General features: G+C 32.3%; 22 protein-coding genes. 9 read left to right on the top strand and 13 right to left on the bottom strand.

Annotated features, from left to right (window positions below; genetic code table 11):
• Nucleotides 1-3: 3 nt before the first annotated feature.
• Genes WNY78_RS17890 through WNY78_RS17880 form a run of 3 tightly spaced genes read right to left on the bottom strand, consistent with a single transcriptional unit; the run spans nucleotide 4 to nucleotide 2,252 of the window.
• A complete protein-coding gene (locus WNY78_RS17890) occupies nucleotides 4-1,185 on the bottom strand; it encodes a hypothetical protein (protein ID WP_342874594.1) in 1,182 nt (393 codons plus the stop codon).
• Nucleotides 1,166-1,723 (bottom strand): hypothetical protein, encoded by a 558-nt coding sequence (locus tag WNY78_RS17885; protein WP_342874593.1) that lies wholly within the window; start codon nucleotides 1,721-1,723, stop codon nucleotides 1,166-1,168. The genes WNY78_RS17890 and WNY78_RS17885 overlap by 20 nt, the downstream gene beginning before the upstream one ends.
• Nucleotides 1,707-2,252 carry an RNA polymerase sigma factor gene (locus tag WNY78_RS17880; protein ID WP_342874592.1) on the bottom strand — a complete coding sequence of 182 codons (546 nt, stop codon included), beginning with the start codon at nucleotides 2,250-2,252 and terminating at the stop codon, nucleotides 1,707-1,709. The genes WNY78_RS17885 and WNY78_RS17880 overlap by 17 nt, the downstream gene beginning before the upstream one ends.
• A gap of 110 nt (nucleotides 2,253-2,362) precedes the next feature.
• On the opposite strand from WNY78_RS17880, the gene WNY78_RS17875 reads away from it, so the two are divergent.
• Nucleotides 2,363-3,682 (top strand): hypothetical protein, encoded by a 1,320-nt coding sequence (locus tag WNY78_RS17875; protein WP_342874591.1) that lies wholly within the window; start codon nucleotides 2,363-2,365, stop codon nucleotides 3,680-3,682.
• Here the strand turns inward: WNY78_RS17875 and WNY78_RS17870 are convergent.
• A complete protein-coding gene (locus WNY78_RS17870) occupies nucleotides 3,679-4,116 on the bottom strand; it encodes a hypothetical protein (protein ID WP_342874590.1) in 438 nt (145 codons plus the stop codon). The two genes, WNY78_RS17875 and WNY78_RS17870, sit on opposite strands and share 4 nt — an antisense overlap.
• The gene (locus WNY78_RS17865; protein ID WP_342874615.1) at nucleotides 4,097-4,687 is read right to left on the bottom strand and encodes a sigma-70 family RNA polymerase sigma factor; all 591 of its coding nucleotides are present in this window, start codon (nucleotides 4,685-4,687) and stop codon (nucleotides 4,097-4,099) included. Before WNY78_RS17865 ends, WNY78_RS17870 begins: the two co-directional genes overlap by 20 nt.
• Before the next feature lie 174 nt (nucleotides 4,688-4,861).
• On the opposite strand from WNY78_RS17865, the gene WNY78_RS17860 reads away from it, so the two are divergent.
• From WNY78_RS17860 to WNY78_RS17845, 4 genes are all read left to right on the top strand, one after another.
• Nucleotides 4,862-5,209, top strand: a complete 348-nt coding sequence (locus WNY78_RS17860) for a DUF6249 domain-containing protein (protein ID WP_342874589.1) — start codon at nucleotides 4,862-4,864, stop codon at nucleotides 5,207-5,209.
• 119 nt (nucleotides 5,210-5,328) lie between these two features.
• Entirely contained in the window at nucleotides 5,329-6,315 is a 987-nt protein-coding gene (locus WNY78_RS17855) for a hypothetical protein (protein ID WP_342874588.1), read from the top strand.
• A complete protein-coding gene (locus tag WNY78_RS17850; protein WP_342874587.1) occupies nucleotides 6,296-6,961 on the top strand; it encodes a hypothetical protein in 666 nt (221 codons plus the stop codon). The genes WNY78_RS17855 and WNY78_RS17850 overlap by 20 nt, the downstream gene beginning before the upstream one ends.
• A 64-nt stretch (nucleotides 6,962-7,025) precedes the next feature.
• Nucleotides 7,026-8,243 carry an alpha/beta hydrolase-fold protein gene (locus tag WNY78_RS17845; RefSeq protein ID WP_342874586.1) on the top strand — a complete coding sequence of 406 codons (1,218 nt, stop codon included), beginning with the start codon at nucleotides 7,026-7,028 and terminating at the stop codon, nucleotides 8,241-8,243.
• A gap of 70 nt (nucleotides 8,244-8,313) precedes the next feature.
• Here WNY78_RS17845 and WNY78_RS17840 read toward each other — a convergent pair whose 3' ends face one another.
• Nucleotides 8,314-9,189: a DUF4349 domain-containing protein gene (locus WNY78_RS17840; protein WP_342874585.1), complete on the bottom strand. Its 876-nt coding sequence runs from the start codon at nucleotides 9,187-9,189 to the stop codon at nucleotides 8,314-8,316.
• 192 nt (nucleotides 9,190-9,381) lie between these two features.
• On the opposite strand from WNY78_RS17840, the gene WNY78_RS17835 reads away from it, so the two are divergent.
• From WNY78_RS17835 to WNY78_RS17825, 3 genes are read left to right on the top strand one after another with little or no spacing between them, the layout of a single operon-like run.
• The gene (locus WNY78_RS17835) at nucleotides 9,382-10,206 is read left to right on the top strand and encodes a hypothetical protein (protein ID WP_342874584.1); all 825 of its coding nucleotides are present in this window, start codon (nucleotides 9,382-9,384) and stop codon (nucleotides 10,204-10,206) included.
• The gene (locus tag WNY78_RS17830) at nucleotides 10,203-10,697 is read left to right on the top strand and encodes a hypothetical protein (RefSeq protein ID WP_342874583.1); all 495 of its coding nucleotides are present in this window, start codon (nucleotides 10,203-10,205) and stop codon (nucleotides 10,695-10,697) included. Before WNY78_RS17835 ends, WNY78_RS17830 begins: the two co-directional genes overlap by 4 nt.
• Nucleotides 10,698-10,702: 5 nt before the next feature.
• Nucleotides 10,703-11,635, top strand: coding sequence for a YwqG family protein (locus WNY78_RS17825; RefSeq protein WP_342874582.1), 933 nt, complete (start codon nucleotides 10,703-10,705; stop codon nucleotides 11,633-11,635).
• Nucleotides 11,636-11,638: 3 nt separating this feature from the next.
• Here WNY78_RS17825 and WNY78_RS17820 read toward each other — a convergent pair whose 3' ends face one another.
• The 7 genes from WNY78_RS17820 to porU all read right to left on the bottom strand — a co-directional run bounded on the left by WNY78_RS17820 (nucleotide 11,639) and on the right by porU (nucleotide 22,010).
• Entirely contained in the window at nucleotides 11,639-12,325 is a 687-nt protein-coding gene (locus tag WNY78_RS17820; RefSeq protein ID WP_342874581.1) for an SDR family oxidoreductase, read from the bottom strand.
• Nucleotides 12,315-13,295: a M20/M25/M40 family metallo-hydrolase gene (locus WNY78_RS17815; protein WP_342874580.1), complete on the bottom strand. Its 981-nt coding sequence runs from the start codon at nucleotides 13,293-13,295 to the stop codon at nucleotides 12,315-12,317. The genes WNY78_RS17820 and WNY78_RS17815 overlap by 11 nt, the downstream gene beginning before the upstream one ends.
• Before the next feature lie 167 nt (nucleotides 13,296-13,462).
• Entirely contained in the window at nucleotides 13,463-15,142 is a 1,680-nt protein-coding gene (locus WNY78_RS17810) for a pyruvate dehydrogenase complex dihydrolipoamide acetyltransferase (protein ID WP_342874579.1), read from the bottom strand.
• Nucleotides 15,143-15,145: 3 nt separating this feature from the next.
• Nucleotides 15,146-16,144 (bottom strand): pyruvate dehydrogenase (acetyl-transferring) E1 component subunit alpha, encoded by a 999-nt coding sequence (gene pdhA, locus WNY78_RS17805; protein ID WP_342874578.1) that lies wholly within the window; start codon nucleotides 16,142-16,144, stop codon nucleotides 15,146-15,148.
• A gap of 174 nt (nucleotides 16,145-16,318) precedes the next feature.
• A complete protein-coding gene (locus tag WNY78_RS17800; RefSeq protein ID WP_342874577.1) occupies nucleotides 16,319-16,801 on the bottom strand; it encodes a cytidine deaminase in 483 nt (160 codons plus the stop codon).
• A 71-nt stretch (nucleotides 16,802-16,872) separates the two neighbouring features.
• The gene (porV, locus tag WNY78_RS17795) at nucleotides 16,873-18,099 is read right to left on the bottom strand and encodes a type IX secretion system outer membrane channel protein PorV (RefSeq protein WP_342874576.1); all 1,227 of its coding nucleotides are present in this window, start codon (nucleotides 18,097-18,099) and stop codon (nucleotides 16,873-16,875) included.
• Between the two features lie 65 nt (nucleotides 18,100-18,164).
• Nucleotides 18,165-22,010: a type IX secretion system sortase PorU gene (gene porU / locus WNY78_RS17790; RefSeq protein ID WP_342874575.1), complete on the bottom strand. Its 3,846-nt coding sequence runs from the start codon at nucleotides 22,008-22,010 to the stop codon at nucleotides 18,165-18,167.
• A 250-nt stretch (nucleotides 22,011-22,260) separates the two neighbouring features.
• On the opposite strand from porU, the gene gldJ reads away from it, so the two are divergent.
• Nucleotides 22,261-23,937: a gliding motility lipoprotein GldJ gene (gldJ, locus tag WNY78_RS17785; RefSeq protein WP_342874574.1), complete on the top strand. Its 1,677-nt coding sequence runs from the start codon at nucleotides 22,261-22,263 to the stop codon at nucleotides 23,935-23,937.
• Nucleotides 23,938-23,982: the final 45 nt, after the last annotated feature.

The following is a 23,982-nucleotide window of genomic DNA, read 5'->3' as shown; positions in this document are numbered from 1 at the left end:
GTTTTAGTTTTTAGAAGCTATGAATGTGTCGTTATAATTGTAGATGATACCATGGATGATATCAAAATTTATGGCTCCAGAAAAATGACCTTCGCCTTTTGCTTTCCGTTCCATCATATTAAATTTTTCGCCTTTACTTGTAGGTTGCATATTGACCACATATTTATCACCATACATACTCTTCGTATTATTTCCCATGACTTTCATACTAAAATCGTTATCCTCAGGATAGAATAAATGAATTTTAGAATATTCTGAAAACAAATCAAAGCGTTTAAAATCTGTGTTCCAATTATAGAAAAAGTATTCGCTGTTGAAATCTGTAATGGACACTTTCTCTTTAAGCTCACCAATTTGGATTTTAGAAAACTCAGATGTTATTTTTACATCTTGTAAACTCCCAATCAAGCCTTTAGAAATATTATTAAAATCATAATGACCACCAACAATACCTTCTGCTCTTAAATTGGCATTTTCAATTTTAAAGAGATTGTATTCATTGATTAATTGTTTGGCATAAAAATAACCACGCTTTAACACCACAGAGAGTTCATTCATACAATCATCTCGCATCGTGATTTGTGCATCCTTTCCGTTGATTTTAAGTTTTAAATATGGCGGAATCTTAATCACAAACTGACTTCTTAGAATCTTGACATTTCCCTTTCTAATGTTTTTTAATGTTCCGTTTTCATCTTTGGTTTTAAAACGTTCATTAAAATATTTAAATGGCGCTTTTATTTTTCCGAAGGCATTATAACGAATCTCCTCAATAATAGAATCTCTAGATTTTCTAACAATACTATCATTGGTTTTATGCAAACCATCATAATCTAAAACTAGACCATTTGGAGCGTCATAAACATAAGTCACATCTGAAATTTGAGTCACACTATTAGATATTAGAGTAATATGGTTTTCAAATTTTGTGGCTTCCACTTTTATGTTTTGTAACTTCTCTGCGATCTCTTTTTCAGAATAGCCATCAAATTCTAAAGTGTAATCAAAATGGACTTTCCCGTCTGTAGACGTTTCAATAGAAACCGTTGTATTTTCTAAATTAAAAATTGCGGTTGTATTTTTATCTGCGGAAAATTGCTCAGAATACACTGTTTTTTTCTGTGCAAAAACAGATATTGATGTGATGAGCATCAATAAGCTGATTTTAAATGTTAGTCGTTTCATACGGTTCTGTTTTTTGATTTAATACGTTGATGTGTTCTTGGATATCTTTTAATAGTTGTAATCTGGTTTGGAGATTCTCAACTAGAGATTCTATGACAAAAATATCGTTGTTATCTTCCTTAAACTGAAGTGAAAGCTCTTTGTAATCACTATTTAAATCATCTAACTTATCTTTATAGCGTTTAACTAATTTTTCATCATTAGCAACTTTTAAAAAGCGCTTCCATTCTATATCTATACTTGCCAAATATTCTTTTTCTATACCTTCAATTTGAGTTTCTATTGAAGGTTCGTCAACGATTTGGTTTGAAGTATTATCAACGGTCGCAAACAGCGCAATTGTTAATGCAACAAACAAGGTGATGATAGCAGCAATTTTTATCAAATAGTTGGTATTCAATTTAGATTCGCGTCTTGGCCTCGATGCTTTGAGTTGATCGTAAAACTCTTGTCTGTGATTGTCTAGCAATTGCTTACCAGAAGCATCGACTGAATCAGCGTCTGTATCTCGAAATAAATCTCTAATATCTTGCTTCATTGTATTGTGTTTTTAAAAGTTCGCGAAGTTTTAATTTTCCGCGTCTTAAATGTGTTCTTGATGTTTTCTTCGGAATGTCTAAAATGCTAGAAATCTCTTCATGATCATAGCCTTCTATCAAATATAATTTGACGACAATTTTATATTTACTATCTAATGTTTCTATAGCATCGATAATATGTTGTTTAGATATTTCCGAAGAAAACGTCCAATCATTATCATCTTCTATATTAAGATTTACAACCTCTGTTTCAACAAATTCTAGTCGTTTCTTTTTTAATTGATCAATACATTGGTTGATGACGATTTTTTTTAACCACGATCCAAAAGTGAATTCTGGTTGGTAACTTTCTAGTTTTGCAAATGCTTTTATAAAGCTTTCTTGCATCGCATCTTTTGCATCTTCTTCATTTAAATATCTACACGAGATTTGAAACATCGCGCCACAGTATGCATCATAAATTTGCATCATGGCTTTTTCATCTCCTTTTTTACAACGATTGATTAAAATGTTGTGGTTGTTTGACATTCAGTTTTGGTTAGTTTACATTATCAATAACGAAAGAAAAACGTTAGGGTTTCAAAATTGTAGATTTTTTTTTAGAAAAGTGTTTATCTTTAATCACAAATTCCAACCAGATGAGTCAAAATTATAATAATCCAGCTTTTAAAAAATTACTTCAAAAGCTTCAGGAAGAAAGCTGGCAGTTAGAATTACTTATTTCTGGTTTTGCCATTTTTGGACTATTTACCATTTTTGACCCAATTACAAATAGCATGCATGAGGCTAGAAACTCGCAGCAAATTTACAAGTTTGTTATTTCACTAGTTGCTCAAATTTCGTGTGCTATTCTTATTTTTAATTTAGTATTGCATGTCTTACTTCGTGGACTTTGGATTGGTGCATTAGGTTTGCGTTATGTCTCTGGTGATATTGATTACGAGGAATTAAACTACAGTGAGAAATTTACCAAATACCTCAAAAAAAAAGTAGGTTCTTTTGATCGATATATTGGCACATTAGAAAACTATTGTAGTATCATTTTTGCTATTTCGTTTTTACTCATTTTCTATGTACTTGCACTTACATTTACTATTGTTTTTATTGCCTTAATTGCAAACTATATTATTGATAGTGATTGGCTACCAGGATGGCTATCTAAAGGTATTGGTGTCCCATTAATGATTTTCTTGTGTATTGGAATGATTATCACTTTTATAGATTTTGTAACACTTGGGTTCTTAAAAAAGAAAAAATGGCTTTCTAAAATCTATTTTCCAGTGTATTGGGTGTTTAGTTTTGTGACATTGTCATTTTTATATCGTCCTCTAGTTTATAATTTTCTGGATCACAAATTTGGAAGACGATTAAGCTTCATTTTGGTACCCTTTTATTTATTGATTTTATTGCTAACCTCTTTCTATTATCAGAATTCTAATTATATCAATGCTAATGTAGATTCAAGTGCTATAATGGCCAACGTTGAAAATTATGAAGACCATTTAGCAACTAATGAAAAATTTACAGGCGATGTGACCATTCCTTCTAAAGTGATCTCAGAATCCTATTTAAAAGTATTTTTATTATACCATGAGCGTATTGAAGATCGCATTTTTGCATTTGATTCGACCTTAAAACCTAAAGAAGATCTCAGAGGCTTACAAAATGAAATTGGAGGAAATAATTTCATGAGAGGTTCTAAGTATGATAGTTTGCGACGCGATTATTTAAAAATGTTTAATAAGATATACACTGTTCGAATTGATTCTACAAAATATGAGTCTGATTTTATACTGACACAAAACTTTAAAAACGAACTTGGTTTTGAAACCTATATTAATTTGGATAGTTTAAGCAAAGGCAAACATGTACTTAATATTGATAGGCTACGAATTAGAAAAGGTGACACTATAAATTGGAACGTACAAAAAATTCCGTTTTGGTACTTTAAAGATTAAACCTCGAGACGTTTATTAAAATAGCGTTTTAGTAACGGAATTTGAATACACAACATCAATGCAAATAATACCACACCATAAACGGTAGTTTGAGAAAACTCAAGTTGAGATAAAGGATTAACAAACTCATAAGCAGATATACGTTCTAAAATGAGACGATCCAACCAACTGCTTTTTTCACCTGAGCTAAGCGTAATCAAAGTAGTGGTAGTTCCAAAACTTACAAACCCAACAATTGCAGCAAATACCAATGCTATAATAGCCCAAACCCATTTGGATATTAATGGAACATAAGTGGTAGCACTTGAAGTATTTAAAGCGTTAATTTGAGACATGACGCTTTTTGTAAAATCAAACGACGGACTTTCAACTGCCGACTCACCAATCACTCTTCGTGATAGGCTATCTAAATGTTTATCTGCGTTCTCGTTCATAATATGCTATTGTTTCTGGTTCTAATTGCGACCTTAAAATAGTCGCTAATTTTTTTCGGCATCTAAACAATTTCACTTTAATAGAATTTGCTGTGATACCAACCACTTTAGATATTTCGTCTAAAGATAAGTCATCAAAATAATATAAGGTTAACAAAAAACTATCTTCACTTGGCAAGCTTTCTATACATCGTTGGATGGCTTTTTCTTGTTCTTTAGCTTCTATATTGGTTAATGCATTATCTATCGTTTTGACTTCATGTGCTGTAAACTCATTAATCTCAACGTCGTTTAAATGCTTTTTATTTTTTTTAATGCGATCTAAACAGGTATTGTAACATACTCTGTAAATCCATGTAGAAAATTTAGAATCGCCTTTAAACCGATCTAACGACTTATAGGTTTTTATAAAGGTATCTTGTGCAACCTCTTCGGCTTCTTCCCTATTTTTCAACATACGCAATGCTAATGTAAACACCAAACTTTTATACCTATCCACCAGCACTGAGAACGCATTAGCGTCGCCTTCAATGATTTGATTGATGAGTATTTGGTCGTTGTTGGTGGTCATTTTGGTATATGACGACTCGTTTAACCTAATGGTTACAATTTCCGAAGAAAAAATTTCCGACCTGCCTGTCCGGTAGGCAGGAGAAAAAAAATTAAATAAATCTGTAACCATAATTAACAAGTTGTCGTCATAAGCTAAAACCATTTAAAATTAATCAATTAAAAACGAAACATTATGGGATCAGAATTAATCATTATGCCAATCATCGTTGGAGCAATCTTTGGAGTATTTTATTTATACTTTTCAACTAGAAACAAAGAACGTTTAGCACTTATTGAAAAAGGTGTAGATGCCTCAATTTTTATGAGAGGAAAACAACAAACAGCACCAATTTGGAAAGTACTTATTCTTAACATAGCGCTTTTGCTAATGGGAATAGGTTTAGGTATTATTATTGGTGGGATTTTATACCAAAACTTAAATGTAGATGACGACATAGCAATGCCAGGAAGTATTTTTCTTTGTGCAGGTTTAGGACTCTTTCTAGGTTTTAATATGACCAAAAACTTGGACAAAGAATAAACAAGATCTCATCAATCTTAAACCGTTACAATTTGATATAAACAACATCAAATTGTAGCGGTTTTTTATTTACTTAAACTTAATTGTATCTTTAATGCAAATGTAAAGTTTGCCCTAAAATGAAAAACACTAGTACCACAATCTACATATTCCTGCTTCTTTTTGCGATACAAACATCTGCCCAAACAAAAATCATAGATGCAGAGACTAAATATCCTGTATCCTATGCTACAATATCTTTTGGCGATGGTCAAGGATTATTTGCAGATGATGATGGCCTTTTTATTTTCACCAAAAAATTATATAAAGATGTAGATTCACTGTTTATTTCCTCACTTGGCTTTAAAGATCTCGCATTAGCAACGATCAATTTACCTGAGACTATTGAAATGCAAGCAGATATCAACAAATTAGATGAAGTCATTGTCACAGCCAAAATAGATAGAAAATTTAAAGAAGAAACTATAAAACCTTATCTGGATGATGACTATTACAAATGTTGGTTACCAACTATAGAGAGTGAAATTGCTGTGTTTTTCCCTAACGGAAATGATAAACTTAAAAAAATTACAACTGTTTTATTTCCCTTTGCGTTAGAATCACGAGATTGGAAAAAGCGCAAACGTGCCAACGCAGATAAGCGGAAATTCTCAACATTATTCAAAGTTAAATTCTACAAAAACAATAATGGCTTACCAGGTGATGTCATGACTTATACAAATATTGTGTTTAGAGCTACCGAAAAAAATGGTGATGAGTTTGAGCTTGATGTATCTGAGCATGATTTATTTATTCCGGAAGATGGATTTTTTGTTTCTCTTCAAGTATTAGGCTATACAGATCCTAACGGAAAATTACTACCCAATAAAAAATATAAAGAGATTAAAGGCAGAAGCGGAATCGTTAAAATACCAACCAATTTTAGACCTCTATTACCTTTTACAAATGAGATTAATACTCACAACACATATATAAAACGCGTTTTTATTAGTGGTAATAAATGGGTTCAATTTAAAAAAGGAAATGGGATAGAATCCAGTCTTCTAAAAACCGACCTCAATAATTATGGTGTTGGGATAAATTATAATGAATATAGAGATGAGTAATGACTATTCCATATTTAGAAGATTTTCAAATATTGAGCAAGCACTTGAGTTAAAAGACATACTCAATACTAATGAAATAGACAGCATAATAGATGACAACTCACCTCCTGTTGATGTAACATTTGGTGTTGGTGGCTCATTACAAGATACAATTGAGGTTAGAATTAAACAAACTGATTTTGAAAAAGCAGAATTAATTTTAGAAAAAGAAGCTGAAGAGCAACTTAATAATATAGACCCAGATTACTATCTCTTTGATTTTACAAATGAAGAGCTTTATGATTTACTCCTAAAAGCTGACGAATGGAACAAATTTGATTACTCACTGGCTCAGAAAATATTAAAAGAGAGAGGGAAATCTATTGATAAGGACCTTTTAGATTCACTTAAAAAACAGCGTTTAGATGATTTATCTCAACCAGAAGGTAACCAAAAACCATGGATAGCTGTTGGATATATTTTTGCCTTATTAGGTGGATTTTTAGGATTGATAATTGGTTATTTCTTATGGACTTCTAAAAAGACATTGCCTAACGGACAAAAAGTATATTCTTATTCTGCAAATGATCGCAAACAAGGCAAGTATATCTTTATTTTTTCTGTTATTATCTTTCCTATTACCCTATTAATGAGAATAGTAATTTAATTTTTATTATATTGAAACTATATAACTAGGAGTTAGATAGTTTCAATTTAAAATCATAAACACAATGTCTAAAACACTATCATTTATTGCGTTTTTATTCACAACGTTTTATGCAACTGCACAATTTACCCAAAACAAAGACAAACAAATAGTCATAGGCACTGTAGACTCATTGTTTTCTAATACTCTAAATGAACAGCGAGAAATTTGGGTTCATGTACCAGAAAACATGGATACTAATGAAACGTATCCTATTATTTACTTACTAGATGGAACCTCACAGTTTTATACAGCTACAGGTATTTTAAAACGTCTAGAAAAATGGAATATACCTGAGTCAATCATTGTTGGCATTTCAAACACAGACAGAACGAGAGACTTCACGCCTTCAAAAGTAGAGTTTCAACGTGGTCATGAATCTCCAACTTCTGGAGGAGCTGCTAATTTTTTAACTTTTATTTCTACTGAATTACAACCTTATTTAAAAAGTAAGTATCCTATTGACGACATGAGCACTATCATTGGTCATTCTACTGGTGGACTTTTTGTATTGTATACCTACACCAATCATCCTGAAATGTTTGATAACTATCTAGCTATTGACCCAAGTCTTTGGTGGGACAAAGAAAAACTAGTAAATGAATCTAAAGAGCTATTAAAAACAACAACCCGTCAAAACAAATACCTAAATATTGCAGTTGCTAATAGCACAGGTATTGATACCGTGAGTATCAGGAAAATGAAATCTGAACCAACTGAAATGCTAAGAGCAAACCTTAAATTTCATGATTTGTTAGTAAAAAACAAGAATCATTTAAATTTTACGTGGAATTATTATAAAAACGAAGACCATGGAAGTGTCGTGATCCCAGGAATGTATGATGGTTTGAGAGCTTTGTTTTCATGGTATCCATTTCCAGAACGCTGGCGATTTAACACACCTAAAGCATATACTGCTCAAGAATTAACTGAGCCTTTCTTTATTCATTATAAAGAATTAAGCAAGCGTTTTAAACGTGAGGTAAAACCAGAATGGCAATTTATTAATGATGTTGGATTTCATATACTATCGTCATTTAATGCTCCAAAAAGAGCACAAGCTTATTTAGAAATGAATATAAAATTCTATCCTAATGAATCTAGAAGCTATGTGGCAATGGGAGATTTTTACGTGATGACAAACAAAAAAAAGGAAGCTAGTACACATTTTGAAAAAGCTATTGAAATTGATGGTAGTGTCGATGCTAGAGTAAAATTAGCCAAATTGAATAAAAGCAAATAAAAACCTAATATTCTAATTTTTCAAATATTGGGTTTGAACATCTATAAATACATCCAAACCCAATTTACAACTAAACAGTTTTTCTATTTCTCAATCGCTTTCTAATTAAGAAAAACACAACAATTGCTATAATCACTAAAGGCCATGCATATAGTAGTCCAATAACAAAACTCTCAATGACATTCCACCCAAAACTAAGCCCTTCTTTACTTTTAGAGAGAAACGTTTTAGAGTAACTCTTAGGTTCTTCAGTATAAGCAACGGTTTCATACAAATCAATTTGAATGGTACTATACGACACCTTGTTAGACAAATATTTTAAACGTCCTTGGGCAGATTCTATTTCTTCTTGGATAACACGTAGTTTTTCTTCCGTAGCCAATATTTCATCTATGGTTTTTGCATTATTTCGCATAATAGCTTCATATCGAGATTTGACTTCTAGTTTTGTATTTAATCTTGTTTGAATATCCACATATTCCTCAGTTACATCTTTTGTGGTGATGTTTTCATATTCTATAAAATCAACAATGTATCCAATAGAATCCATCATAGAATCAAAATATTGCTGAGGGATTTTAATCGTAAACCGATTTTCTTTTTTATATAAATCGTTGGTGTATCTTAAGTCGGAAATGTAAGCACCATAATTTCCGGCAATTCTTTTAATATTTCGGGTTGCAGTTTTCACATTCTCTACCTTATATTTTGCAGTTGCAGATTTGATGATTTTTAAATGCTTCGGAATCTCATTTACAGACATTTCAGTTTTTAGAGCTGTTTGTTCATTATTTCCAACAGACTCAAAATCGTCGTTAATATCAACTGTTGCAACTTCTACGCTTTCATTATAACTTTTATCATTTTGTTGGCATCCCAAAACAGCGACTATCAGTGTTAAAAAGATTAATGATTTAATTCTGGTTTTGACTAACATTACATTCATAATTTTATATTTTTAATGATTATGAAACAAATCTAGAGTGTGAATACAGTTTAGGTTTGTAAAGGACTTGTAAACCCATTGTAAACTGTTTTACAATTATTAAATAATTAAAAATCAAATAATTACATAAAACTGAATTCCGGAGAAACATATCAATTTCAACAACTTAAAAGTGCTGTAGTTTCCAAATTCTTGGAAAACCATAGTGCTACTTCAGATGTAAAGGATTGGAATGGTGATACTATTGTCATGTTTCAGGAGGATTTATTTCAAGAAGTAAAAGGAAAAGTCAGCGAAAAATGGTTTTATACCTATTTCAAAAATGAGACTTCAAAATTACCTCGAGTAGATATGCTCAATTTATTGAGTAGTTATGTTGGGTTTGAAAATTGGCATGCGTTTAAGACTGCTCATAGTTCCGAAGAAATAAAATCAAATCCAGTAAAAAAATTAAGTTGGTTAATCATTTTTATACCAATAACCATTGTATTTATGGTGACAATGAATTCTAAAAATGAATTTAAATTTTGTTTTAATGATGACTTAAACTCGACGATTGTCAATCAAATAGATATTAAAGTACTTCTAGAAAACCAATCACCTTTATACTTTAAAACCGATAGTTTGGGCTGCTTTAATTATGAGACCAAAAGTGACAAAATCACATTTGTAGTTTCTTCACCTTATTATAAAACCGATACGATTGTGAGATCTATCGATAAAAATGAACATCAATCCATAAAACTTCAAAGTGATGATTATGCATTGGTTTTGAAATATTATACCAGCGGAAATGTAAAAGATTGGAAAAAACATAGGCAGAAATTACAACAGTTAATACATAATGATGCTCAAATTTATAGACTTTATGAGGATAATATAGGTGTTGAAATTTACACTAAGGAAGATTTCGTAAGGCTGTTGACTATTCCGACAAAAACGCTTAAAAAAATTAAGGTTCTAGATAAAAGCTATGAAAACAATCAAATCAAAACCTTAAAATTTACGGTGAAATGAAAAAGATACTATGCATATTACTCCTTTTTTCTTTCATGACTTGTAAGAACAATGAGGCTATGAAAATGGAAAGTACAGATATGGAAGTGATGTCTGTAGAAGACGAAAATGACTTTGATAGAGTAATGCTTTCTTCGGAAGCTATAAGCATAAAAAAACTGGAAGAGTATATAAATCTAATCCAACTCAAACAAGAACATCCAGAGTTTGAAGATGATATTATTTTACAGCTGCGAAATTTCACACTTGACAGTTTAGCAGCTTTAAACTACCCTAAAGGATTTACAATATCTGATGTTAAACTAAAAGAAAAGCCTAGACCGTTAACAAATACTCAAGAAGTGTTAAGTTTAAAATTCACAGTAACATCACCATCAAAAACTTTTAAAGATTCGATTGGTGTGATGATTAAAAGCGAACCCATCGAGCTAGATGGTAAAACACAAATATCGAGAGAAATTTTGTTTTTATCACTTTCAGGAAAACCATAAAAATTATGAAAACACATAAACAATTTTTATTGAGTTTAATAGTATCACTAATGGTATTTGGGTGTTTTGCTCAAAGTTCGTCAGAAGTATATGAACAAAAAAAGGAAGACTTTACTGAGACTATTTTAAAGCATAAATGGAGTGAACCCAATAAAATTAAAAACATAGTTGAACCAATAATCGTAATGCGTATTGGTAGAAACCAAAAAATAGGCGCATCAAAGTTTGGTGGTACTCCAGACTTACCAGAAGGTACAGCGTGGCCAAAATTTAAAGGACATTCAATGGTGTTTTTTGCACAATTGAATTTAAGCGACATTGCCAATTTTGATCAAGAAAACGTACTACCAAAAACAGGCTTTCTATATTTCTTTAGTTATTTTGAAGCTCCTGAAGGTGACTATGGAGCAGAATATGAGTATATAAAAGATAACGCAGATTACAAGGTTCTGTATGTAGACAAACCTTTGACCGATTTAAAGGCAACCAAATTCCCAAAAGACTTAGTTAAGGTATACCAGTTTAAGCCAAGTCCAATAGACTTTGAGTTGATATTTCAAATTCCGCCAACCATAGAATGTTCAGCTTATGACGTAGCAGATTTAAATTCGGATGATGCTGCTATTTACGATCAACTTATAAGTGATTATGATAATTATGAATGTGAAGAACAAATGATTTTAGGAACACCTTGTCCAATACAATATGGAGCTGACTTTGATTGGGCACTTTCCTATTTAGATATTACTGATTTTCAAGACCCAATACAACGAGAAAAAGTAGAAAACATAAGACCTGAGTTTATCAATTTATTCTCATTTCCTATGTATGATATATTTGAAAAAATAGGCTATTCAAATTGTTATTTCGGAATCACAAAAGAAGATTTAAAAAATGAGGACTTTGATAAAACTGTTTTTATCATGCAAGGCACATAGAGTTTAAGGCGTAGAATTAGAAACCTGCAACGCTTTACCATTGTAATATTTGTTTCCGTTGTGTGCAAAATCTTGTATGTATTCTGCCATTTCTATAGCTGTAGTAGGCGCTTGATAATCTGGGAATGCTTCTTTTAGCATTTCGGTTTGTACTGCACCTAATGCCAAGACATTAAACTGAGGTCCTGTTTCTTTGTATTCTTCTGCAAGCAACTCTGTAAGTGTTATGACTGCTCCTTTACTCGAACTATAAGCTGCTAATCCAGGAAATTTCATACTACCTTGAATTCCACCCATGGAGCTTATGGTGATCACATGTCCATCTTTTTTCATAAATGGCAACACAATTCTTGTCATTTCAGCAACACCAAAAACGTTAGTTTCATAGACTTTAGAAAAATCTTTAAACGTAGTTTCTGCAAATGGTTTGTTAAGTAACATTCCTGCATTATTGATTAGAATATCAACATGCTTAAATTCATTCTTGATGAATTGCTCTACTCTTAAGTAATCATCTGCTTCACAAAGATCAAATGCAAACGAAGAAATATTATCAAAATGAAGATTACTTACTGGTTGCGCGTTTCTTGATAATGCTAACACATTATGACCTTGATTTGCAAATAAATGCACAAGCTCAAAACCAATACCACGACTTGTTCCTGTAATGATTATATTTTTACTCTTCATTTAAAACAACTTCTTTAGTTGGTGCATTCATCATACCTTCTAGTGCAGGTATCATTTTATTCATAAAATTAGCCATATGCACATAATCCATTTTATCTGCTTCGTCATCTACATGATGATAATAATCAAAATTTGTAAAATCAAACGTAGAAATAGCATGAGCTGGAATTTCTAATTCTTTATAAAACGGAAAGTTATCTGATCTAAAGAATAGGTTCATTTCTTGTGCCTTTGGAAAAAAGCCAACAACTTCCTCACCAGCATATTGATTTAAAATTGGTGCAAAATTAGAACGATTATAACCACTCATATAAGCTAAAGGTTTTCCTTCTGCTCTTGGTACTCCAATCATTTCAAAGTTAATCATCGTATAAGCATTGATCCCTTCCTTTTTTAAACGTTCTGCTAAATGACCAGAACCTTTAAGTCCCATTTCTTCCGCAGAATACAACGTAATTAAAATACTACGTTTATTTGTTTTTGTTTTAGCAAAATAACGACCAAGCTCCATTGCAGCAATAGTACCAGAAGCGTCATCATTTGCTCCATTGGCAATAACATCACCATCAACTTCTTTGCCCTGACCAATATGATCATAATGTCCTCCAAGAATGATATACTCGTTTTTAAGTTTTGGATCATTCCCTTCGATAACGCCAACAATATTAAATCCTTGAATTGGCGCTGGATTTTCTGCTCTTTTATTTACAAATTCGAAGTCATCTCTATACGTTTCAAAATATGGTTTAATCCCATTTTCATTTAAATAATTTTCAATATAAACGGCAGCTTTCTCAATACCTGGAGTTCCTGTAGCTCTTCCATTTAACTCATCTGAAGCTAAGAACTCCATACTCTTTTGAATTGAACTCTGACTAATGGTAATTGCCTCTCCATCTTTACCATTTGGTTTCGTCCCACAAGACGTTAATAGTAATGTGATTGTAAGTATTGAAATTATTTTTTTCATGTTTTTACATATTTCATTCCTATAAAAAATAGGAATCAATTTATTTGAGTTTAAAGATAAAAAAATCCTGACTTGAAATATTATCAAATCAGGATTATATTGTAGTATAGAAATTGATAGACACTTCGACTGCGCTCAGTGTGACAAATTGCTATGATTTTTCTGTTTTACACTAACATCGTCACAGGATTCTCGATATACCCTTTTAAGGTTTGTAGAAACTGTGCTCCAGTTGCTCCATCAACCGTTCTGTGATCACAAGCAAGTGTTAATTTCATTGTATTACCTGCTACTACTTGTCCGTTTTTAACAACTGGTTTAGCCACAATTGCACCAACAGATAGGATTGCAGAGTTAGGTTGATTGATAATTGAAGTAAAACTTTCAATACCAAACATTCCTAAATTAGAAATGGTAAATGTACTTCCTTCCATTTCATCTAAAGTCAGTTTTTTATTCCTTGCCTTACCAGCATAATCTCTAACAGCTGCTCCAATTTGTGGTAAACTTTGCTCATTTGCAAATTTCACTACAGGTACTAATAAACCATCTGGCACAGCAACTGCAACACCAATATGTACGTGATTATTAAGTTGCATTTTATCATCAAACCACTGTGAATTAACTTGTGGATGTTGTTTTAAAGCTAATGCACAAGCTTTAACGATCATATCATTAAAAGATATTTTTGTATCTGGTATTGAGTTGTATTGTACTCTAAATGCCATAGCATTATCCATATCAAACTCCACATTTAAATAATAATGTGGTGCTGTAAATTTAGATTTTGCTAAATTTTTAGCAATCGCTTTACGCATATTTGAATTTGGAACCTCATCAAAATCTTCTTGTCCAGAAGGTACAAATTTACCAACTTGAGTTCCAGCTTGAGCAGGTGTATAATTTTCTATATCGCGTTTTACAATACGACCATTTTCTCCACTTCCTTTAAGTTGAGATAAGTTAATCCCTTTCTCTTCAGCCATTTTTTTAGCTAATGGAGACGCGTGGATTCTACCATTTGAAGTAGTTGTTGCAACAGGAGCTGCTTTCACTTCTTTTTTAGTTTCAACTTTTGGAGCTGTCTTTTTATCTTGGAAAGCTGAACTTGTCGAAGCTTCTTTTTTTGGTGCTTCTTCTTTCTTTTCTTCGGAAGATGAGCCTGATGCTTTGAAGTTTTTAGCAATCCCAGAAACATCTGTTCCTGCAGGACCAATAATAGCTAAAAGTGAATCTACTTTTGCTGTTTCGCCTTCTTCTAATCCAATAAATAAAAGTGTTCCAGATTGAAAAGATTCAAACTCCATTGTTGCCTTATCGGTTTCAATTTCTGCAAGAATATCTCCTTCTTCAACTTTATCACCGACTTTTTTCAACCAAGTGGCAACCGTTCCTTCTTCCATGGTATCACTTAAACGTGGCATGGTTACAACGATGACACCTTCTGGCAATTCTTCTTCGTTCACTGACCCTTCTTCTTTTTCTTCGGAAGTTTCTTTTGAAGCACTCTGATTATCGTCTTCTTCTTTTTCTTCGGAAGATTCAGGCTTTGAGTCTTGCGCTTTAGCTTCCGAAGCATTATTATTTACATACTCAGAAATATCTTCACCTTCTTCACCAATTATAGCTAAAAGAGTATCAACCTTAGCCGTTTCTCCTTCTGGAATACCAATATAAAGTAGAGTTCCTTCGTTAAAGGATTCAAACTCCATTGTTGCCTTATCGGTTTCTATTTCAGCTAAAATATCACCTTCTTCAATTTTGTCACCTACTTTTTTTAACCAAGCAGCAACTGTTCCTTCTTCCATCGTATCGCTCAAACGAGGCATGTTAATTATTTCTGCCATAGCTTATATTTTGTGGTCTATAAATGGATAATCTTCTTGTTCGTAAACGACATCGTACATCACACTTTTATCTGGATATGGAGATTCTTCTGCGAATTTCTCACACTCTGCGACTAATGCTTTAACACGTTTATCTATAGTTTTTAAATCTGCTTCTGTAGCATATTTATTTTCTAGAATAATATCTTTAACTTGAGTGATTGGGTCAATTTTCTTGTACTCTGCAACTTCATCTTTAGTTCTATAATGTTGCGCATCACTCATTGAGTGACCTCTATAACGATAAGTTTTAACCTCTAAAAATGTTGGTCCTCCTCCAGATCTTGCTCTTTTTATAGCTTCGTCAAAAGCTTCTGCCACTTTTATTGGATTCATACCATCCACTGGTCCACAAGGCATTTCATACCCTAAACCAAGTTTCCAAATATCTGTATGATTTGCAGTACGTGCTACAGAAGTTCCCATTGCATAACCATTATTTTCACAAACGAAGACTACAGGTAAATTCCACAGCATCGCTAAATTAAAAGTTTCGTGTAATGATCCTTGACGAGCCGCTCCATCTCCAAAACAACATATTGTTACACCATCTACGTCATGATATTTGTCACCAAATGCAATACCAGCTCCTAAAGGAATTTGGCCACCAACGATACCATGACCACCATAAAAACGGTGTTCTTTAGAAAAGATATGCATAGATCCACCTAAACCTTTTGAAGTACCTGTTGCTTTACCGTACAATTCTGCCATGATACGTTTAGGATCAACTCCCATACCTATTGGTTGCACGTGATTTCTATAAGCAGTAATCATTTTGTCTTTAGTTAAATCCATTGCATGAAGCGCACCAGCTAAAACTGCTTCTTGACCATTATACAGGTGAAGAAACCCTCTTACTTTTTGTTGAATGTATACTGCAGCAAGTTTGTCTTCAAACTTTCTCCATAACATCATGTCTTCATACCATTTAAGGTAAACTTCTTTAGTGATTTTTTGCATTATTTGATACTTCGTTAAATGTAGTTATACAATTTAGTAGATACCAATTTAAAATTGGCATTAGCTCAACTATTTTTTCAAAAAAAATAAATTCAAAAAAAAAGTTTCACTAACAAAAGTAACACTTTAGTTAGGAATGAAAAAACCGAAAAACGTAAAAATGTTACGAAATCGTTATAGAAAACTTCTATCGAAGCCTAAAGGCAGTAAATTGGCAAGTGAGTTTGATTTTACAACCTTACCTGAGGTTCCCATAAAATAGATTTCTATTGGTGAATCTTGATTAACTTCATATTCTGAAATTGATTGTCTACAAGCTCCACAAGGAGGAATTGGTGAATTAGTAGGCTGCTTTAAAGAACCAGCAGTTATAGCCATCATTACAATTTTTGCGTCTGGATAATTTGCTCCTGCATAATAAATTGCTGTACGTTCTGCACACAAACCTGAAGGATAAGAGGCGTTTTCTTGGTTATTACCTGTAATTACTTCTCCATTATCTAATAAAATCGCTGCACCAACTAAAAACTCTGAATATGGCGCATATGCCTTAAGTCTAATATTTATTGCTTGATCCATTAATGACGCAACAGCTTTAGGAAGCTCATTATAATCTTCATAAACGGTAAGGGTAGATTCTATTTTTATGTCTTTCATCAAAAACGAGTTTAGCCAAAAAAACTATTGCTGTTATAACAATAGTTTTTAAAGTTGAATTATGTTATCTACTAATATTCATCATATTCTCCATCTCCAAAATTAAATGTTAGAGAAAAACGTAATGTATTTTCTAAAGGACTTTGAACCTTAGATGCCGAAAACAAATATGATAAGTCAATATTTATAGTTGTGTATTTAAATCCTGCTCCCATTGCAAAAAACTTTCTTGCTCCTTTTTCGTCACTTTCATTAAAATAACCTGCTCTAAAAGCAAATGATTCTTGATACAAGTACTCTGCACCTAATGCCCAAGTAAATTCTTTTAGCTCTTCGCTAAATCCGCCTGGTGCATCTCCAAAAGATTGAAAAGCTCCTGATAAGAAACTCACATTATTGTCTTGACCACCAGTGATAATTGTTGGTTCATTTTCATCTTCAGGTGTACTAGCATCATCAAAAGTTTGCACTCCATCTCCATTAGTATCAACAAATCCAAACAAAGGAGGCGTTGGCACTAAAAGTTTTGTTACTTCAGCAGTTACAGATAATGTATTATACTCATCAAATATAAAATCAAATCCTCCACCTAATCTTAAATTAGTTGGCAAAAAGTTTTCACGACCACCATCATCATATTTGATTTTTGGTCCTAAATTTTGAATAGCGAATCCTAAACGTGTTCTACCATTGAAACTATCATAAGCTTCTTCTTCACTTTGATAAAAACCAGAAATATCTACACCAAAAGAACCAGCTGCACTTGCATTGGCATCTACCGCTTGGATTCTTAAATCTGAACGTAAGTAACGTAATGCTACAGCCATAGAAAACTGGTCTGCTAATCGTAAAGAATATGATGCATCTACAGTAAATTCGTTAGGCTTTTCTATTAATGGTTCAGAAAACTCATCTGGTCGGATTTCAATTTCACCTAAACCAAAGTATTTAAAACTCACTCCAAAGGCACTTCTGTCATCAATTCTATTAAAATAAGTTAGATATGCAATAGAAATATCATTAACTAATTTACTTAGGTAAGGTGTGTAGCTAACTGCTATTCCTGATTTTGCTTCAGAAAATGTGTATTTGGCAGCATTCCATTGTTGTGCATAAGCATCCACAGATGTTGCAACTCCCATGTCTCCCATACCAGCAGATCTTGCATCTGGTGCAATGAGCATAAATGGAACTCCTGTTGTAATTACTGTAGATTGGTTTTCAAATGTTATTGTTTCTTGAGCATTTGATATATTAAATACCGAAAGCGTTAGAAGGGCTAAAATGTACTTTTTCATATGTGAATTCATGTTTATATTAAGGTATTGCTACTTATAATATATTAGGCAAATATAATTTATTATTATAGTATGACAAGTTTTTCGATTTTTTCAACTTGTTTATTTAAACTGTTAGATCTCACTTTTAGTTTATAAACGTAGACTCCTTTGCCAATTTTGTCTCCAAAATCATCGCGTCCATCCCAAACAATATCCTTAGAAAGTGAGCTTGTTATTTTTCCTCCTCCAGATGTTTGACCATTTAAAGTACGTACCAATTTTCCTGATACAGTAAAGATCTGTACTGAAACGTCTAAAACATCAGAACTATTGTGATTGAACCAAAATTCTGTATAATCAATAAATGGATTTGGGTAATTCAAGACATTAGTAATGACTAATTCTTCATCTTTATCTCTCACATTAAATTCTAATTGAGCAGTTGATGCATTGTTATAAACATCCCAAGCTTTAAAAGTTAATGTATGTAAACCTGGTTCTAAATCTCTAAAAGGGTAGCTTAACTTTCCGTTTTTATAGTCGTCAACACTTGCCTCATAATAATCATTTAAAATAAATGGATTGGTTTCATCACCATCTATTAAAGCTGTGATATCGTGTCCAATTCCACTAGCTGTATTTATACCATTATCGTCCTGAAGTCTTGCAATAAGCACTGGTTGTTCGTTTGTTATTCCACCAGAAACAAAATTCTCATCATTCATAAACAATTCAATAACAGGTCCTATATTGTCTTCTTCGGCATTTTCGTTAATCCCTCCTACCTGAATATCAAAGCTGTAACCTGATTTGTCATCTAATATATTATCTTGTTTTGAATAGAAACCAACTTTTCCTTGACCTACAGGAATACCAATATCACGAGGCACTACAAATTCAAAATCAAATTTACCGTTTGTCACAGTGGCTTGACCTTTAAACATTGTTTCACCAAGAGTTTTGAAGTCTAAAATAATTAATTCTCCATTACTTGTTATTCCATTATTACCTAACGTTTGTCTATCAATTTCTTTATCCATTACTGTTGCAGTAACTATCCCATTGTAGTTAGATAAAAAATTCCCTGCAGAATCATAAACTTCTCCAGACATTTTAACTCTATCTAATGCTTTTAAAGGTTCTGTTTGTTGTGCAACTGGAATATCATTGACTGCAGTTAATCGAACTTCAGGTTTTGCAATTGGTAATTTCATAGCAGGATCACCTATAAAAAACACTAATGACTTTTGATTAATTCCAACTACAGATGGATCATTTTTAGTCAATCTTAAAGCCTCAGCTATAGTTGGATAATCATTAGATCCATAATTAAATAAATACGCATCTAGTTCTTCATTTACTGTGACACCAACAGTTACAAATATTTGTCGTGTTGTCGTAATTAATCCTATTGCTCCTCCTTCTTTATTCCAATAGGTAAACTCACCTGCTGTAGCTCTTTGAGGATTATCAAACTTGGTAAATTCACATGTCACCGTAATAAAGAGATTAAACTTACATAGGTTTCTAATTTCTTGAGCATCTACTTTTGTAAATATACGCTCAGCTGCTAAACCATCTTCTCCACCATGTCCAAAATAATTAACAACGATTGCACCAACGTCAAGGGCATTTTTAATGGCCTCATTTACTGACGGGTAACGTTCACCGCTTGCTGAAGATTGTTGCTGATAAGAGTCTGTTAGAATTTTAGTTACATTTATAAAAGGTTTTTCGGCTGTGATTTCATTAGCAATTTCATCTGTAGTTGTTTCTAATATTATTTCCCAGTCTTTATCTACATCATCAGCTATAGCAATTACATTATTTCTCCAACTCCCATAAGCTTCTTCACCATAATAGCCTTCAATTTTATCAACTAGTTCTTTAGCACGTTGAGGCGTATCTGCTAGAATTCTTCCTACAGCAATATCTAATAATCCTCCATCTACCATGTCACCTTCATTTTCGTCCATCATTCCGTAGAAATCATCTGAGATAAATGAAGACACTAAACTGAAACTTTCTGTTGAATTCCACGTAGGTACTATATTTGTATTATTTGAAATTCTATCTTTGTAATCATAAGACGCATCTCCAAACAGACACAAATATTTTAAACGCTCACTTGGTTCACTAGCGTTTTGATACACATATTGAACCATGTTTCTAATAGCTGCAACATCTTGCTTACCCGAACCAAATTCGTGATATATCTCATTAAGCGTAATTACCTTAACGTTAAGACTATATTGATCTCTATTTATTTGAGCTAATCTTTCGGCTTGAGAAATATAATTATTATTTGCTATTATGATATAATCTACATCTTCAAACTCTCCTTGACTATTTTTAAAAACAGTCCCTTTTATATCTTGATTACTAACACTTGTGTTTGCATCTCTTAAAGGTTGAAAATAATTTGAACTAGTTACGGTTACATATTTTTTTGCTGAACCTGCAATATCCTTAAATATTATATTAGAGTCTTGATTACTATTTAATACTGCTTTAACATTATATTTATCTGTAATATCCCAAACTTCTTGTACATTATTAGCATTTGTTAATGTGTATTGAACTACACCAGAACTTAGTGTGACTTCATCATTTTTAAACACAAATTGAGTTCCAGCAAATATCAATTCTCTAGTAGCTTCAATGGATATGTAATCTAAATAACCAAAAGTAGATGGATTACCATTATTATTGTAGATTAACTTAATTCCTACATCTTCTGCTGTAAGTGTTACATCATTTTGAAAAGAACCTGATGATGCAAGTATGGGATTATCAATAATTGAAAAGCCAATAGTCCCAACTAAGTTTCCATTGACAACCACTTGCATATTACTAGCTGTAGACTCACTTACTCCAGCTGCAAGCACTCTAATCTTTGCAGGCTCTGTTGAAACAATATTTGGAAAATTAAAATTAAAATCTTTTTCATTTTCAAAATCAAAACGTTCTCCAAACCAACGTCTTCCAATTTTTCCTAAATTATTTTCATCAACTTCATGAAATTGGTAATCCTGAAATGTTGTTATTTCTAAAGAAGGTTCATCTTCTGGTTGATTTAATGTAGTTATACGCTTTCCGAAGTCACCTTGAGTTGTGATATAATAATATGACTTGTCTGCATACAAATTAATATTTGTATCACTTTCTTGATTATACTCGGTAGGTCCTTCGGCATAAAACAGTATATAATCGTTGTCATTAAAAACACCATCATCTCCTCCTATGAACCGAATAGCATTCTCCTGTAAATCATTTGGCGCAGGCACATTATTTGACAAAGGAAGCATTGCACCACCATTACCATAAAGTTTTATTGATTTAGGGTCTACATTAGTATTTACTCCTATTGAATTTAAAAAACTCTTATTTAATATATAGACTCCAGACTTTTCTACATAAAAACGATGCCATTGACCAGTACTTAATACAGAACTTACAATTTCTTGATTATTTAAACTTGTTCTATTTACAGAACCTCCAAATTGATAATTTATAGTAAATGACGTGATTTTTTTATAAACACCTCTATCATTTATTATAGGAGTTATTTCAAAATAAGCAGATATATTATCTCTTTCAATTGCATTTTTTAATATTACTTTAGGTGAATTTGGTAGTGTAGATAATGGTAAGTCAATTAATTCTGAAGTACTTATAGTTGTATATGACACTTGACTTAATTCAACAGAACTTTCATCTATATATGTAGATTCTTCCCACATAGAAAAAAAAGTAATCCCCTTTTTGTAGGAAAAGCTAAAATGCTTTTTATCAAAAGATGGTATTTCAATTTTAGAATTTGGTGTTTCTAAGATTGTTGTAGCATCCCAATTAATATTAAATTGTTTTTGTTGTGCGTTGCCAAAAAAGGCAACTAATATTAAAGGTAAGAGTAAATATTTTTTCATATTTAAATAACGTCTTTAAAGCCGTGATATTATTTATGCTAATTTTTTTATTCAAAATTACAACAATAATTGATTTAATCGTTCGTTATTAAAGACAAAATACATCGACAAACTGATCAAAAATCCGTTGTTGTGTATAAAAAAAGGGATGAAATGCAGTTTTTTTTGCATGATTTTGACAAAAAGTATTGTAAGTTTACCTTTAATTACTATATTGCGTCTCTAAAATTAAATTAGCTTACTTAAAAGTATGGATATGAAAAACGTCTTAAATCTAAGGATATTATTAGCCCTAGTGGTATCTTTAACAATTGTTAGCTGTAGTAGAAACTCTTCTAAGAACACATCAAGAGCTACGGGTTGGAAAATCAACGATAAAAATGGTGGTTTCCAATACAATGACAAATTCCAAGAGCAAGAAACTGCTCCAGGATTAGTATTTGTCGAAGGTGGAACCTTTACAATGGGTAAAGTACAGGATGATGTTATGCATGATTGGAATAATTCTCCAAATCAACAACACATTCAATCTTTTTATATGGATGAAAGTGAAGTTACCAATGTAATGTATACTGAATATCTAGATTGGATTAAAAGAACTTATCCACCAGAAGAAGAAAATTATAGATTAATATACCAAGGTGCACTTCCTGACACATTAGTATGGAGAAACAGACTAGGTTATGCTGAAATGATGACTGAAAATTATTTACGTCATCCAGGTTATGGAGAATATCCTGTTGTTGGTGTAAGTTGGATTCAAGCTGTTGAATTTGCTAGCTGGAGAACAGATAGAGTTGCAGAAATGAAATTACAAGATGCAGGTTATTTAGAGAGAGATACTCATTTAACATCTTCTGCAGATAGTAATTTTAATGTAGACACCTATATTGCTACACCAACATCAACTTATGGAGGAAATGATTCTATCATCAATCCTTCTAAATCTAGACGTAGAGTACAAACAACTGCATCTGGAGATACAATCAACCAATATGCTCGTAGAGAATCTGGTTTAATATCACCAGACTACAGACTACCAACGGAAGCTGAATGGGAATATGCTGCACTTGGAATGAGTGAACTAAGAAGCTTTAACGTATACAGAGGACGTAAAAAATATCCTTGGGATGGACAATACACAAGATCTGGAAAACGTAAAACTAAAGGTGATCAGTTGGCCAACTTCAAACAAGGTAAAGGAGATTATGGTGGAATTGCTGGATGGTCTGACGATGGTGCAGATATTACAGCACAAGTAATGTCATACGAACCAAACGATTATGGTATCTATGATATGGCTGGTAACGTTGCAGAATGGGTTTATGATGTTTATAGACCAATTGTTGATGATGAGTTTAACGACTTCAACTACGTAAGAGGAAATGTATATTATAAAAATGCAATTAACGAGGATGGAACTGTAAAAGTGATTACTCCAGATGAAATTGTTTATGATACGCTAAGTAACGGAAGAATTATTGCAAGAAACCTTCCTGGTGAAATTGCACGAGTGCCTGTTACTGAAGAAGAAACTTACTTAAGAACTAACTTTGATAAAAGTGACAACAGAAACTTTAGAGATGGAGACACAAGATCTTCTCGCCTATATGCTGAAAGTTTTGACGAAGACGTTGATGATACAAAAAGTGAAACTGGTAAAATGTATAACTCTCCAAAACATAATGTTCAAAGAGATTCTTTAGGAAACTTAATTAAAGAATATGATACATCTAATCAAAGAACATCTTTAATTAACGATGAAGTTAGAGTTTACAAAGGTGGTTCATGGAGAGATAGAGCATACTGGATTGATCCTGCACAACGTAGATATTTCCCACAAGATATGGCAACAGACTATATCGGATTTAGATGTGCAATGTCTAGAGTAGGTTCAAAATCACAAGGATCTAAGAAAAGAAATTAATACTTTTAATAACATATTTTTAAAGTCCTAATCATTACGATTAGG

Source organism: Psychroserpens sp. AS72, assembly GCF_038900375.1.
In the GTDB taxonomy this organism is placed as follows: Bacteria; Bacteroidota; Bacteroidia; order Flavobacteriales; family Flavobacteriaceae; genus Psychroserpens.
The sequence above is the reverse complement of the archived record's forward strand: the minus strand, read 5'-3'. Positions and strand labels throughout refer to the sequence as shown.